Source organism: Rhodococcus sp. X156 (assembly GCF_004006015.1).
Classification (GTDB): Bacteria; Actinomycetota; Actinomycetes; order Mycobacteriales; family Mycobacteriaceae; genus X156.
This window is the reverse complement of sequence record NZ_CP034766.1, coordinates 2093168-2107290: the sequence shown is the minus strand read 5'-3', so window position 1 is coordinate 2107290 and position 14123 is coordinate 2093168. Positions and strand designations below refer to the sequence as shown.

The 14123-nt window shown below is 64.9% G+C and carries 9 protein-coding genes and 2 tRNA genes; 6 read left to right on the top strand and 5 right to left on the bottom strand.

Annotation, left to right across the window (positions count from 1 at the left end):
* Positions 1-437 precede the first annotated feature (437 nt).
* Genes ELX43_RS09955 through ELX43_RS09945 form a run of 3 tightly spaced genes read left to right on the top strand, consistent with a single transcriptional unit; the run spans position 438 to position 4369 of the window.
* Positions 438-2408, top strand: coding sequence for a Z1 domain-containing protein (locus ELX43_RS09955; RefSeq protein ID WP_127783273.1), 1971 nt, complete (start codon positions 438-440; stop codon positions 2406-2408).
* Positions 2401-3504 carry a hypothetical protein gene (locus tag ELX43_RS09950; RefSeq protein ID WP_127783271.1) on the top strand — a complete coding sequence of 368 codons (1104 nt, stop codon included), beginning with the start codon at positions 2401-2403 and terminating at the stop codon, positions 3502-3504. The genes ELX43_RS09955 and ELX43_RS09950 overlap by 8 nt, the downstream gene beginning before the upstream one ends.
* A 31-nt stretch (positions 3505-3535) precedes the next feature.
* The gene (locus tag ELX43_RS09945) at positions 3536-4369 is read left to right on the top strand and encodes a hypothetical protein (protein ID WP_127783270.1); all 834 of its coding nucleotides are present in this window, start codon (positions 3536-3538) and stop codon (positions 4367-4369) included.
* Positions 4370-5655: 1286 nt separating this feature from the next.
* On the opposite strand, the gene ELX43_RS09940 is transcribed toward ELX43_RS09945, so the two are convergent.
* From ELX43_RS09940 to ELX43_RS17620, 5 genes are all read right to left on the bottom strand, one after another.
* Positions 5656-6405, bottom strand: a complete 750-nt coding sequence (locus tag ELX43_RS09940) for a metal-dependent hydrolase (RefSeq protein ID WP_127783268.1) — start codon at positions 6403-6405, stop codon at positions 5656-5658.
* A 285-nt stretch (positions 6406-6690) separates the two neighbouring features.
* A complete protein-coding gene (locus ELX43_RS09935; protein WP_127783266.1) occupies positions 6691-7416 on the bottom strand; it encodes a DUF2786 domain-containing protein in 726 nt (241 codons plus the stop codon).
* 441 nt (positions 7417-7857) lie between these two features.
* A tRNA-Asn gene (locus tag ELX43_RS09930) sits at positions 7858-7931 on the bottom strand.
* A 29-nt stretch (positions 7932-7960) separates the two neighbouring features.
* A tRNA-OTHER gene (locus ELX43_RS09925) sits at positions 7961-8031 on the bottom strand.
* A 629-nt stretch (positions 8032-8660) separates the two neighbouring features.
* Positions 8661-8831, bottom strand: a complete 171-nt coding sequence (locus tag ELX43_RS17620; protein ID WP_164860631.1) for a hypothetical protein — start codon at positions 8829-8831, stop codon at positions 8661-8663.
* A 1070-nt stretch (positions 8832-9901) separates the two neighbouring features.
* On the opposite strand from ELX43_RS17620, the gene ELX43_RS09920 reads away from it, so the two are divergent.
* The 3 genes from ELX43_RS09920 to ELX43_RS09910 all read left to right on the top strand — a co-directional run bounded on the left by ELX43_RS09920 (position 9902) and on the right by ELX43_RS09910 (position 14001).
* On the top strand, positions 9902-11020 hold the full coding sequence (locus ELX43_RS09920; protein WP_127783264.1) for a site-specific integrase: 1119 nt from the start codon (positions 9902-9904) through the stop codon (positions 11018-11020).
* A 305-nt stretch (positions 11021-11325) separates the two neighbouring features.
* Positions 11326-11577 (top strand): helix-turn-helix domain-containing protein, encoded by a 252-nt coding sequence (locus ELX43_RS09915; RefSeq protein WP_346773846.1) that lies wholly within the window; start codon positions 11326-11328, stop codon positions 11575-11577.
* 318 nt (positions 11578-11895) lie between these two features.
* Positions 11896-14001 (top strand): AAA family ATPase, encoded by a 2106-nt coding sequence (locus tag ELX43_RS09910; protein WP_164860630.1) that lies wholly within the window; start codon positions 11896-11898, stop codon positions 13999-14001.
* The last annotated feature ends 122 nt before the right edge of the window (positions 14002-14123 follow it).

Genomic DNA, 14123 nt, shown 5'->3' with positions numbered 1-14123 from the left:
CCGTTTCCAGACGAGCGATGAGCCAGAGATGCTCGCCCCCAATCCCGACGCTCTTCGTCAAACTCCGAAGTGAAGATTCGATCCGTAGTGGCTCACGGGATACCGGCGGGACCGACATCGCAACACCTAGGCACCCTGACGTTGGTGGGGCTTGTTCGCGGCGCTGGGATCAGTTGGCAGGCTTCGTACTTACTCTTCGTGCGACGGGGGCCGACCGGCTTGGGGTATGAACGCTGTTCGGATAGGTTATTTGTCGTGCCTTCTTCTGTAGACCGAGCACTCGTCTTCGCTGCGGCGAGATCCCGAGACTCCGCGGCCCGGCACGCGGATACCCTGCTGTGAGCCCTCAGGGTAGGGGAGCACCTGAACGTGAACGTTACGACCGAATAATCGCGGAGTTCATCACGGAGCCGGCGAGAGTTGCACTGTGGGAGTCCGTGGATGAGGTGTTGTCCCATGGGCCCCTTGGTGAGAAGCCGGACATGATCACTGGGCTCGCCCTTGGATACGTCCAGTCGGGCAAGACCACCAACATCATCGGCCTAGCGGCGGCAGCAGCAGACGCCGGCTACCGGATCATCGTCGCCCTTCTCGGCAGAACGAACATTCTTGTCGATCAGAATGGAAGACGAATCCGTGACGCGCTCATAGAAGGGCGACGCGACTACAAGTGGCAGGAGGTTGGAGGGCTCAAGGGGTCATCCGGCGGGCAGCGAGTCGCCAGCGAGTTGGCTCGCGGTCGGATTCTTCTAGTACCAACCATTAAGCACGCTAAACGTATAAGCGACCTTGCCTCTGCGTTCGGCCACGCGAACCTTACCGACTGCCCCGTGCTGGTCATCGATGACGAGGCGGATCAGGCATCCCTCAACACCGCGGTGAAGAAGGGCGGGGAGAGTGCCACATATGCTGCGATCTCGGGGCTGCGCTCAGTACTCGACACTCATATGTACATCCAGTACACAGCAACGCCGTACGCGCCACTGCTGCTCGACCTCAATGACCATCTACTCCCTCATTTTGTCACCTTCTTGCAGCCGGGTCCGGGGTACATGGGGGGACGCGAGTTTTTCGTCGATCACGCCCCGACAGTTATTAGGCCGATCCCGACTAGCGATGAGCAGGCCCCGAAGGTTCTCCCGCAGCGACTGCCACGCAGCCTTGAAGCCGCACTCGCCAACTTTCTGGTTGGCGCTGCGTCGTTGCTCTGGCGGAACGAAGGACTGGAGCCGGTGAGTCTCCTTGTCCACTCCACCCAACGGAACAACGTCCAGGATCGATACTTCTTTCTTCTTCAGCGCGTGCTGAAGAAGTGGACAGCGAGCACCGACGCCGCAGTTGTGTTCGGCGACGTGGAGAGGGGCCTTCGCGACGAGTACGCACGCTTGGTCACGGTGGGTGCCCTCCTGCCGGATCCGGTTCAGTTGCTGCCTCACCTGCGGCGCGCCCTGCGAGAGGCTACCTGTTGGCTGGTGAACTCGGAGTCGGCCGTCAAGGCGATCCAGTGGAATGCTTCTCCTGTTCACATTCTCGTCGGTGGAAGCAAACTTGACCGGGGCTTTACCGTCGAGGGGCTCACTGTCACGTATATGAACCGACCAGCCAGTAGCCAGGTCGACACCTTGGAGCAGCGGGCCCGAGCCTTTGGGTACCGGGGTGAGCTGCTGCCCTACTGCCAGTTTTTTGCCACACCGCGCACGCTAAAGGTCCTCCGGGAGACCGTATTCACGGAGTACGACTTGCGGGCGCGTTTGCGTGACGTCCTGGACAGGGGAGGATCGGTCCACAGGTGGGCACGAGAAGTCGGGCTTCTTCTACCGACCCAAGCGCAGCCCACGCGGGCGGGCGTTATTGGTGCGCTAAACAGATTCAACGCTTCGGGCGACGGCTGGCACTCGCTGCGGCAACCCAGCATGGCCCCGGCCGACCGGAGTGTAAATGGGGCGCTCATCAGCAGGCTAGGCTTGCTCAAGGCCGATCGGGTGCAGTTTGGCAGACTTGCTTTTCGAACGCTTCACGCGACCCTGGATGAGATATTGAGCGATCTGCTTGAGCCTTGGCGGCTTAGTTCGTACAGCGCGGGTTGGCGCCGTGAAGACATACTTGATCACCTGAAAAGAATGGACGGGGGGACCACCGTTCCAGTTCTGCTCATGGATGATCAGAGGGATGGCCCGCGCGCCCGCAAGTGGGACGAGCTAGGCTTCGTAAACCTGTTCCAAGGCAGGGATACCTCGCATCGGATGGACGGATATCCCGGGGATCGCGCCACACCGCCAGGTGGGTCGTCGTCCGTTGCCGTTCAAGTCCACTTCGTTGTGCCGAAATTTCAAGACATGGCTCCTGTCCACACTTTAGCAATTCGTCTCACCGATATGCAGACAGCCCGGAGGCAGGAAGATGACTGACGCGGTGGATCGAAGATTGGGCACGCAGGAGCACATCGCAATCAGAGACCTGCGGCTCGATCCTGAAAACCCGCGGCTGCCTGAGATGTTGAAGGGTGCGTCACAGGAAGACCTCGCGGTAGACCTCGAGCTCGGTTTCGAAGCCTACGCGGTAGCTGAATCAATCGCGAGTCACGGGTTCTTTGCATCCGAGCCCTTGATCGCCGTACCAAGCGAATCGGAGGACGGTGCGTGGATCGTCGTTGAGGGTAACCGGCGTCTTACCGCACTGATCGGACTGGCAAACGCTTCCATCCGAAGCCAGTTTCCAAGCCCCGATCGCTGGGACCTTCTCGCCATGAAGGCTGAGTTGTCTTTGGCGACCGCGGTACCCGTCGTGGTTGTAGAGTCACGGGAAACCGTGGTCCCCATCATCGGATTTAGGCACATCTCAGGCATCTTGAGCTGGACACCGTTCGCCCAAGCGCGATATGTCGCGAAGCTAGTTGACGACGATGGCCTCCCCTTCGCAGCGGTAGCCAAGATGATTGGGATCGAGAAGACCCGCGCCGGAAATCTGTATCGAGAGCAGGCTATCGCAAAGCAAGCAGCCGGCCTCGGCATCGAGACTGGTCCCGTGGAGGAGGCTTTTTCGTTGCTAACCGTCGCAATGAGCAACACGAAGTTGCGAGATTTTGTTGGTGCGCCGTTAGGGTCGCGCCTTTCGCCTGGTGCGGAGCCAGTTCCTTCCGAACGGGCGAGCGAGTTGAAGGAACTGCTGGGGTGGGTGTTCGGGACCACGAAGGCGGACAAGGTTCTGATGGACTCGCGGGACATCAACAAGCTCGGAGGGGCGATCAGTTCGCCCGTCGGGCTCGCGGCACTGCGTGCGGGCAACTCCTTGGCCGTAGCGCTCCAGAAGATTGACGATGCGGACATGGACACGCGCGCGCGGTTGCTCAAGCGGTTGCGTGCCGCCCGCAACTCGCTCCAGGCAGCCGAGATTGACATCGCCGACCATGCCGACGACGGCGATGTGCAAGTCTTGCTCGAGGAGTTGCAGACCTCGGTCGACTCTTTGCGCAGTTCATCGTCAGGCGGCGGCGGGGAGCACTAAGCCCGTGGAGTCAGAACTGGTTGCAGATTGCTTGGAACTGGAGCTGCTCGTCGGCACGTCGAGAGCTCGTCCGATGAGTTGGGTGCATGAAAAATCGGTCACCTCGCTAAACGTGAGGCCCGCGGATCTGGTACTGGCGGTGTCGACGGTAGCCCGGCGGGCGAGAGTCTTGGGTGACAGATACCCCATCGAGGTGACGAACTCTGGCTTCAAGAGGCGATCGGGGATGGAGCGCACGCCGTACGGGGCCATGCTGCTTGTAACTACTGGGATTCCGCTGGTTGTCCTTCCTCGCGAACTGTTGGCCGAGGCGGCGCAGCTATTCGAGATCGTTGTGACCGAGTCGGCCCGGAGTCTTCTGGGTGAGGGCGCCGAGGCCGTTCGATTTGGTTACCCAGGTGAGCCAGGGCGGCCACCAGAGTTCCCGCAGGCAATTCCCTGGCTCGTCGACCTGATGAGGCTCAAGGGTGGAACTGCGTACCGCGACCCAGCGCGCAAGGACGGGGGAGTCGATGTCGTCGCGTGGCGACCGTTTCCAGACGGGCGCCCAGGCTTCCCGATACACCTTGTCCAGGTGACCCTCGAAAAGAATTTTTCTCACAAGGCCGGGGACATCAATTCCCGTCTATGGAGCCTGCTCCTGGGACTTGATGTCGATCCCACAGCGGTCCTGGCAATACCGCGCACCCTTCCTGAGGATAAGCGGTGGGCGGAGGTTGCAACGCGGGCAATTTTGCTCGAGCGCGTGCGAATTGCTGGTTTGCTTCCGTCGCAGTTGCCGGTCCTGTCCGAGCACCGGTGGGCCAGCCTGATCGCGTCCCTGGAGCTCGAATACCGAGACCAGCTTGCGGAGCGCGCCGGGTGAGGTACAAGGTTGACTACGTGCACGCTATCGCCGTCCTCATCGAGGTTGACCCTCCCCACATGTCAAGCGGCTCAACTGAGCCCCGGGAATTGTTCGCATCGGTGGACGATCAACTGGGGTTAGGACTACCTCGGGCTGCGACGAAACCGGAACTCGCGCGTGGCATTGTCGAGGCATCGGGGGCGGTTTGGCTTCAGGCTTACGAGTCGCGGGGAGGCACCGTAACTCTCGAGGGCCTCAAGGCGGTCCATTCGGCAGTCGAGTTCTTTACCGCACGTTAGCGCGGAGCCCCCGGGAGTGTGATTTGAGTGTAGTCGGCGATCAGTGGAGTGTGGGCAGGGCCTCCCCTCACGAGGGGGCAACAGAAATGTCCGAGTCGTCGCCCGGGCATATGCTTCAGCGTCGGCGTCTTCGACTCACCAATGAGGGGATCCCGCGTCTCCCGGTGCCCGGCACCGGAGCGGAGCCAGGAAAGGAACTCGACGCTACATCCACCCCGCCCCTACCTGAAGTTCGTGTCTCTGGAGTCGTCAGACTCGCTCTGTACTTGTTCTAACCCTCTCCTGCCCTGGAATTCGTTCTGGACAAGTCGGACAAACAGGCCGTTGACCTGGGCTGGGCTGACGGGCGAGCGGCGCGCAAACGATTCGCACACCCTCGACTTCCATGTTCGATTTGCACGGTTCCAGTGAGCCCCTCGATTTGCTTCCCATCCGTAGGAAATTGGTTCGCTGACTGATGTTAGGTGAGGAAATCCTGGGGAATTGCAGTGGGGACACGGTGTCGGGCGGCTCTCAACTTTCTGTGCCGCAGGACTAACTTCAGTAGAGACGTCCGTGGTTGTGGCACGCAATGCGGCGGTTAACCGTTGGGTTGGTACCGGCTCCCGGGTGAAGCGTTGCTGGGCTGGCGGACCGTCTTGCTCGGTTGCGAAGTCCCTGGGATTGGAGTGGCCAAGCGAACTCGCGGAGGCTGGGCGGGGAGTTCATCGAGGTCTGGCTGGGCGCGGTGGAGCGTGAGGTCTGCCGGTGGTGCGGGAGGCGGCTACAGCAACACCTGCTGCCAACGTTCGCTGACGGCGCGCTTGGGGGATGTCACCCCGACGAGGTGCGCCTGGCACTCGGTGGCGAAGGTTCCGTTGAAGTGGTCGCTACCGCGTATCTCCCGGTCGTGGCGCACAAATGCCTTGAACGCTTCGTCGACGTCTGCACGGTGCAGACGGCTTCCCGGACCGCGATGGAACCCCTGCGACTTATGTGGGCGTCCGGCGGTAGGTTTGGCCGCGTTCAGTGCAGGGCCGCGACCTGCCAGGTCTGCGGTGGGGACTTCAGCCAGTCGAGGTCCCACCACTGCTGGCCGAAGAACAGGGCGAACGCCATCCACGCGATGGCCGGCACCAGCAGCGTCGCGAAACTGCGCTCCAGGGCGGAGTCGGTGCGCCCCAGCAGCGGCAGGCGCACCACCAGCCTCGGCAGCAGCGGGTACAGGATCGGCACGCCGTCCACGGTGAGGATGTCACCGACGATGTGGCCGATCACCCCGAACCCCACGGCGTAGGGCACCCACCACCAGTCCTCGATCAGCTGGTACGTCGCGGCGGTCGCCGCGGCCGCCTCCACCACGTACAGCAGCTCGGCCTTGCCCGAGCGGTGGTTCGGGGACAGGCGCAGGATCATCGCGAACAGGTAGTAGCCGACGAACACCACGGGGACCAGCGCGTCCCGCCCGAAGCGGGTGGCGAGCGTCGTGGCCAGTCCGACCATGAGCAGGGCCATCCACACGGTGTGGGTGCCCCTGCGGTGACCGCCGGAGAGGTTGTTGACGACCCGGGAGAGTGCCTTGGTGACCGGGCCGAGGGTCCGCGCCAGGGTGGCGTGGGGGTGGTCGAGGTCGGGCAGCACTCCGAAGCCACCGACGATGGCGGCGAACGCGAGCAGGGTGGCCACCGGCATCGGGTGCTCCCCGACGTGGCGGGCCAGCGGAGCGGCGCACGCCAGCCCGATGGCCGTCGAGCTGAGCACGTGGGTTCGGCCCATGCACACGTGGAGGTCTCCTGGCGGGTTCGTCGGACGTGGACGAACCACCGGGTGTGCGGCGAGGAGCCAGCTGTTCCCCGCAGGTGGGACAGAGACGAGTGCGACCGACGGCGAGGCTCGCGCTGCGACGCAGACGTCGCGGGTGCGCGGTGACGCTGAGGGCGGCCGGCGCTGCGGTTGTCCGGTGGTTCGCCGGGAACTTTACAGGCGTCAGCTCACACTTCCCCCGGTCGAGGGCAGGTGCGCCGGCTCGCCGATCCCTGTGCTGCTGATCAGGATTCGGTGTCAGCGAGCGCTCGGCGTCGAGCGGGAGTCGTCGAGCACGGCGTGCCCGCCGAGGTTGGCGCGTGCACCCGCTCGCCGGCCCGCCTTGAGGCCGGCGGCACTCAGGCGTGGCTGCCGTGTGGTCTCCCGCTGCGGGTGCGCCTCGTTCATCGCGTGCTCCACCAGCGCGGACCGGTCGGCCAGGACCAGCTCGACACCCGTGGCGCCGCCGGACTTGGCGTCTTCCCGGGAGGTCTTCTCCGCCTGCACCAGGCGAGTGAGGACCGTGGAGGCGTAGCCGGTCAGCCAGGCTCGCCGGTAGGGGATCGGGTTCTCCTCGGCCGGCACCTGCAGGCGAGCCATCTCTCGCGCGGACTGCAGCAGCAGCGAGGTGTACAGCAGCTCGATGCGCTCCATGTCCGCGGTCATCGCGTAGACCACCGCGCTGGCCTCGCGTCCGCGCTGGGCCTTGCGGAACCCTGCCCGGCCGCCCAAGGCGCTGGCGACGACGGTGAGCAACATGCCCTTCTGCCTGGCGTAGGGCGCCGCGAGGCCGATCGTGCGGCTCTCGACCCGCTCGCGTCCCCAGTCGGCGGCGGTGAGCAGGGCCTGGTCGATGCCGTACTTGCCGATGAGCTCCAAGGCGCGGGCAGTGAAGGCCTCAGCCTCCTGCGGGCCGGTGTTGGGGTGCTCAGCCTGGGCGAGCATCGCGCGGACCCTGCTGAGGAGGCGGTCGTCGTGGGTCATGTCGGTTCTCCGTGGGGGTGCAGGGCGCGCCCTGCTCGTTGCGGCGCCGCAGGCCGCTCTGCTCGGCGACTGCAGTGCACTGCTGCGGGCGCCGATGCACTCGGCGGGGGAGTGTACGGACTCGAGCGGCCCGGACCGCAGAGTGGTGGCGCGGTGCGGCGCACCTCGATGCCTTCAGGCGAGGGGACTCCGTTAAGCGGGTGCCCCGGCTGGGGTGGTCGGCAACGGCGAGACACGCCGCCGGAAACGACAAAACCCCCGGCCGCATTCCTGCAGCCCGAGGGTCTTCTTGGCGGTGAGCGGTACTGGTGTGCACGAGTGGCTGCGGTCCCCGGCCGCCCCGGGGTACCTCCGACGGGTGCTGAACCCGCCTCTCCGCAGTGACAGTGCGGCGTGTTGCGCCCGGGGGTGGCTGCTGGGTGCAGCCACCCCCGGGCGACGCTGACGCGGACGGACTTGAACCGCCGACCTCTTCCTCAACAAGGAAGCGCTCTATCCATCTGAGCTACGCGCCAGTACCGGACGCCCTACGGACGCCGGTCGGTATCTCCGACGGGACTCGAACCCGTGTCTCCGCAGTGAAGTGCGGCGCCCTGACCTCTGGACGACGGAGATGCAATGCAGCGCCGGCAACGGCGCTGCCCGTGCCACCGCGGGTGCGGACGGCAGGGAGTGGAGAGGAGGGGAGCTGAACCCCTGACCCCGCAATGCCGAGGCGCTGCAGGGCGTGCTGAACAATGGCAGGAAGCAATTCGGTCTGTACGTTGTTCTTGCCCTGAAGAATGGCACGTGGTGTGCCTTCTTCCCCCAGGGAGTACGCCCTAGGGTAATGCGTACCATTCAGCACCGATGACTGGCCTCACGGGGCGACGTTCACGTGGCCTGCCGATGATCGTGGACGATTCTTTCGCAGTCGTTCCGACCAATGTTCCCCAGCAGCAAAGCAGCTATGTTCGGGGCGTTCACGCAGCCCTGCGCGTCATGCGACCGAGGCATTTCCTCGGTGTGGCCGGGGGCGGTCATGTCCTGCGGTGTCCGAGAGCGGATCCTTTCGTCGTGGTGGCCGGGAGGGATTCCCGGGGGAGCAGGTGGTATGGCCTGAGTGGGGGTCTGACCTGGGACTATGTGCACCCGTGGGGCCTTCGCTGGGTCTACCGACTGTCGGTTCTGCCCAACGCAAAAGGACCGCCCCCGGCTGGGGGCGGTCCTGAACGTGACCCTGGGTTTCTCACTCAGGTTCGCATTCAGGTTGCCTCCAGCCAGCCGCTATGCTGCCGCCCCGCGTGCGGAATGGTCTCGTTCTGGCGGATGCCGAGCTCGCTCATGCTCAACGGGGTGACGCGGGCTTTCGCTGAGCACACGGCCATGCCGAAGGAGCGCTCGAGGCGCTTCGACTGCGTGGTGGTCGCGAACATCAGGAAAGCCTTTCAGGTCGGATTCGGCGGCACAGTGGCGTGCTGCTGTTCAGTACTCTACGCGATGATGTGAGAATCGCAAGGGGTGTTCTGCAAAGCATTCTTCAGGGTCTCGTGGACGAACCTCGTGGGCGCACACTGTGTCGAAGTGTCGGCGCTCGTGCACGCCTGGCGAGAATTGTTCGGGCCTGCGGTGTCTGATGGAGCTGAGCGGGACAATGGGCAGGGGGTGCCGCCCACATGAGGGCATGGGCGCACAGGCCGAGGCCACCCTCCGCGAGCTGTCCCTTGTCCGGGGCACCAGCGACTAGCCCTACCGCATGTTGACCGTCGGCTCCAACGTCGTCCAGCACGGGCGCACCCGCACCCACGGCACCGTCACCCGAGAGACGTTGGCCGACGCCGCCGTGGAGGCCGCGGACGAGCGAGTCGTCGCGAAAGATGGCCAAGAACTGCCAGCGGTCGCCCGAGCCGGCTACCTCGACCACTCCCAGTGGTGTCGCGATGCACGCCAGGCGGCGATCAGCGACAGGAGGCAGGCCAGCAGCCACACACCCAGCGCGAACTGGACCGGGCTGCGGGGCCGGGTGCAGGGCGTGGGGTGGAGCGCTTCTGGCGGGGGGGCACGGTCCCGTTGCGGCGCAGTGTCACAGAGCCCTGGGCGGGCGGTGACCCCGCGGTCAGCGCGGCGCGACCGGGGCCCTCGGCGCGTACATCCCGATGCACCCTGGCGCTGTCGACATCGCGACGCTGCCAGGGGCTGGTTGGATTGTGGTGCCCACGGTCAGAGCACGCGATCAGACAGGCTGCGCTTCCGCTGAGACACCTACGAGGCACGCCACCGGCACAAAAAAATCCCCCGACCGCATTGCTGCAGCTCGGGGGGTCTTCTTGGTGGTGGGCGATACTGGGATTGAACCAGTTCTTGCGGACGCTGGCGTTACTGGTCCCGACCTGCACAGTAGGCGTCTGACCAGGGGATATTGAGTCCAGTAGCGCTGTCACTAGTGGACGCAATGAGACAGGTTTAGACTCTCATCCGACACGTATCCGACACGGATGGGGCCATCATGGCAGGGGACAAGCGCGGATTCGGTCAGATCGCCCGCCTACCGAGCAAGCGGTATCGCGCCCGTTACACCGGGCCCGACGGTCTCCTGCACAACGCCCCAGTGACCTATGAGACCCGGGGTGACGCCGAGGCCTGGCTGGTGGGGGAGCGTCGCAAGATCAGCCGCGACGAGTGGACCCCGCCGCGCAAGCTCAGCGATGCACCCCGGGAGCTGACGTTCGGCGGATATGCAGGCAGGTGGTTGCAGCACCGCGACCTGAAGCCACGCACCCGCGCCCACTACCGGAACCTGCTCGACAACCTGATCCTTCCTACGTTCGCCGAACGTCCGTTGAAGGCGATCACCTCCGAGTCGGTCCGCGACTGGTACGCCGATCTGGACAAGAAGACGCCGACGCTCCGCAGCCACTCCTATGGCTTGCTGCGGACGATCCTCGCCACGGCCGTCACTGACGAGAAGATCCCGCTCAACCCTTGTCACATCCGGGGCGCTGGCACGACGGCCAGGGTCAAGAAGGTCGAGCCCGCCACCTTGACCGAGCTGGCGACGATTGCGCAGGAGGTGCCCGAGCGCTACCGACTGATGGTGATGTTCGCTTCCTGGTGCGCGCTGCGCTTTGGTGAGCTGGTCGAGCTACGCCGCAAAGACATTGACCTGAATAATGGCGTGATCCATGTCCGTCGGGGAGCGGTGCGTGCAGAGGGAAAGGTCATTATCGGCCCGCCCAAGTCTGAAGCGGGAGTGCGAGACGTGGCAATCCCGCCGCACCTGATGCCGATGGTTCGCGAGCATCTGAGAAAGAACATCGCCGGCGGCAAGGATGGCCTGCTGTTCCCGGCCGCTGATGGGACGAGCACGATGGCGCCCGCGACGCTCTACAAGGTGTTCTACCGGGCCCGAAAGATTGCCGGGCGGGACGACCTGCGCTGGCACGACCTGCGTCATACCGGGGCGGTGCTAGCCGCGCAGACTGGCGCGTCCCTCGCCGAGCTGATGGGCCGACTGGGGCACTCCACTCCGCAGGCCGCGATGCGCTACCAGCACGCCGCCAAGGGTAGAGATGCGCAAATTGCCGCGGCCCTGTCAGCCCTGGCGAGCGGTACCGCCACGGTCTGAGGCCTCCGGCGACCTATCACTATCAAGTGACTTACATCACAATTCGGGCAGCGACTGGACTGCTGTAGATCGTGTGTCCGAAGGGGGATCAGAAAAGTGCCCCCTGGGCGGGGCATCGATAGTCGCGGAGTCACGTAAACCCCCCTTTCCGTAGACGTGGGCCTGTACCGATACGTACTTCGCGGTAGTGCAGGCGTAGTTTCCGCGGTCTTTTCGGCTGTGAACGCCCGTCCACAAGGTTGTTCGCTTCTGTGGACGGGCCGCAAAGGCGGTTCCGTAGCGCCAGAGTCCGTGATTGTCTTGGAATGTCCCGGAGGTCCTGGGCACCGACGAACTCAACGGAGAAGACGATGCGAAACAGCAGAACCGTCAGCGGCCAGCGGATCGATTCGATTCAGGGAGCTGCCGCGTATGTCGGCGTGGACCCCAAAACAATTCGTCGATGGATCGCGGCTGGGCACATTCAGGGATTCCGCGCAGGGCCCAGGCTGATCAGGGTGAGCTTGGATGAGATCGACGCCATGATGCGACCGATCCCCGCGGCGGTGGTCGCGTGATGCCAATTGACGTAGAAGCCCTCGCCGCTGAATCCGCGTGCGCCAACACGCGGGACGGCGAGGGCAATGGATCAGACCTCCGCGAGGAAGTAGGAACCGCGCTCACCATACCCATAGGAAGGCCCCGTCCGGACAGCATCATCGGAGAGGATGGCCCGCACCGTCTCGTTAGGTCTGGGTACATCATCGTCACCGCCTGTCGCTCGTGCGGTGCGCCGCTCACCTCTCCGCGCTCGGTCGCCCTCCAGCTCGGCCCGGTTTGCGCGAAGCAGGGGAAGGTGCTGGCTGCGGTCGGCACCCAGGGGGAGGTGGCCTCCGATGAGCGTAGCCGCTGAACGGGTGGTCGACGCGCTCAGCTGCGCTGGTCATGATCCTCGCCAGTCGGGTGGATCGTGGTCGTCGCGGTGTCCAGCCCATGAGGACCGCGCACCTTCGTTAAGCGTGCGAGGGATCGAAGGGCAGGCCCTAGTGCACTGCCACGCTGGGTGCGAGACCGTCGATGTACTCGCCGCGCTGAACCTGACCATGCGCGACCTGTACGACGAGGCCGCGGGCGTCAGGTACACCTACGGGGACGGCCGGGTGGTGCACCGCAGCCCGGACAAGAACTTCCGGCAGTCCCGGGTGCCTCAGGGTAGGGGCGAGCTGTACCGGCTGGACAAGGTTCGCGCAGCGATCACCGCGGGCAGCACGATCTATCTGGCAGAGGGCGAGAAGGATGTACACGCCCTCGAGTCACTGGGGGCCGTGGCCACTACTTCGCCAATGGGGGCGAGTAGCTGGGCCAAGGTAGACCCGTCACCGCTGGCCGGTGCGCAGGTGGTGGTCGTCGCGGACAAGGATGCGCCCGGCCGTGAGTATGCCGCCGCGGCACGGGTGACGCTGCTCGATCTTGGCTGCACGGTCGAGGTGGTGCACGCGAAGGCGGGCAAGGATGCGGCGGACCATGTGGCCGCCGGGCACATGCTGTCGGACTTCGTGCTCGTGGCGGATCTTCCCGCTGCGCAGAAGGCGCTACCCCTTCGGCGTCTGGTGGTCACTCCAGCGTCGCAGGTGAAGCTGAAGCGAGTCCGGTGGCTGATGACGGACTGGTTGGTGCTAGCGGGGCTGAACCTGCTTGCGGGGCGGGAGGGCCTCGGCAAGTCGACGCTAGCCGTGCATATCGGCGCTCAGGCCACCACGGGCGCTCTCGCGGGGGAGCTACTGGGCACCCCGGCGAACGTGCTTTACGTGGCGACAGAGGACGACCCCGGCTACACCATCGCCCCGAGGTTTAAGGCCGCGGGCGCGGACATGGACCGGGTGTTCTTCCTCGGCGTGCACACAGACACCACCGACGACGGCAACGTGGTGTTGCCGATGGACATGGCCGCCGTCGAGGACGTGATCCGTCAGCACCAGATCAAGATGGTGGTGCTAGACGCAGCGACGTCGGTGATGGACTCTCGCCTCGACGGTCACGATGACCGAAAGGTCCGCCAGTTCCTAGAGCCGATTGCACAATCGGCCGCGAAGAACGGCTACGCGGTCATCGGCATCTGTCACTTCGGGAAACGAGATGGCGCCGACACCGGGAAGCTGATCCTCGGCTCAGTGGCGTGGTCACAGGTGGCGCGATCGGTGCTGGCCGTTGCGCAGAATGAGGACAGCGGCGATCTGGTCATCACTAACACCAAGAAAAACCTGGCCGCGACCACCTCGTCCGCGGCGGCGCGGATCGTCTCGGCGACAGTCTCCACCGAGGATGGGGACGCCGAGGTCGGCCGGATTGAGTGGCTCGGAGACACCGACGACGATGCCCGCGAACTGCTCCGCGGCACCGACGACGATCGCACTGAACGTGATGATGCTGCCGATTGGCTCCGCGAGTACCTGACCGCTACCTCCCGCCCCAAGTCCGCAGAGGTCAAGAAGGCCGGGCAGGTCGCCGGGTTCAGCGACCGCACCCTGCAACGGGCGCGCAAGAAGTTGCGGGTGAAGATCGCGGACGAAGGATTCCCGCGGGTGACCTATTGGTCGCTGCCCGACAGTGGTGCCACCGATGGTGACGCCCGTGCACGTGGGGGTGGCACGACTGTCACAACTGGCGCTGACCTTTGTTGTGACAGCCCCAGTGATGACAGTCAGGACAGTGGCTCCAGCCGTGCCACGCACGGGCGCCAGTGGCATGACAGTCGCTCCGCTGTGCCCTCGACGGCGCCCGTCGTCGGCAACCTGTGCCCCGAGTGTGGGGAGCGGCTGCCGGCCGGGAAGGTGCGTCACCCCGAGTGCTTTCGTGCGAAGGAAGCCCAGCGTCTGATCGACCCGGCGGCGCCGTCCCGCCCCTGCCCTGAGTGTGGAGATCCCGTCACTGGCAGTACCAAGATGCACTGGCAATGCGCCACGGAGTCGGCGCGTCGTAAGACAGCAGGGGCGGCTGCGTGACTGACCGCGATGCAGCTCTCCGCGCGCTGTCTGCCCGGCTGGACTCGCTGGACGCACGCATCGCGGTGTGCGAGCGGCTCCTAGGTCAGAGTGACCGCCCAAGCGTCCGCGCCGCACCTCGC

Bases quoted from the DNA above. Each gene is read 5' to 3' on its own strand.
- ELX43_RS09915 (WP_346773846.1), top strand. From the start codon at position 11,326: ATGTCCCGGAGGTCCTGGGCACCGACGAACTCAACGGAGAAGACGATG.
- ELX43_RS17620 (WP_164860631.1), bottom strand. From the start codon at position 8,831: ATGTTCGCGACCACCACGCAGTCGAAGCGCCTCGAGCGCTCCTTCGGC.
- ELX43_RS09950 (WP_127783271.1), top strand. From the start codon at position 2,401: ATGACTGACGCGGTGGATCGAAGATTGGGCACGCAGGAGCACATCGCA.
- ELX43_RS09935 (WP_127783266.1), bottom strand. From the start codon at position 7,416: ATGACCCACGACGACCGCCTCCTCAGCAGGGTCCGCGCGATGCTCGCC.
- ELX43_RS09910 (WP_164860630.1), top strand. From the start codon at position 11,896: ATGAGCGTAGCCGCTGAACGGGTGGTCGACGCGCTCAGCTGCGCTGGT.
- ELX43_RS09920 (WP_127783264.1), top strand. From the start codon at position 9,902: ATGGCAGGGGACAAGCGCGGATTCGGTCAGATCGCCCGCCTACCGAGC.
- ELX43_RS09940 (WP_127783268.1), bottom strand. From the start codon at position 6,405: ATGGGCCGAACCCACGTGCTCAGCTCGACGGCCATCGGGCTGGCGTGC.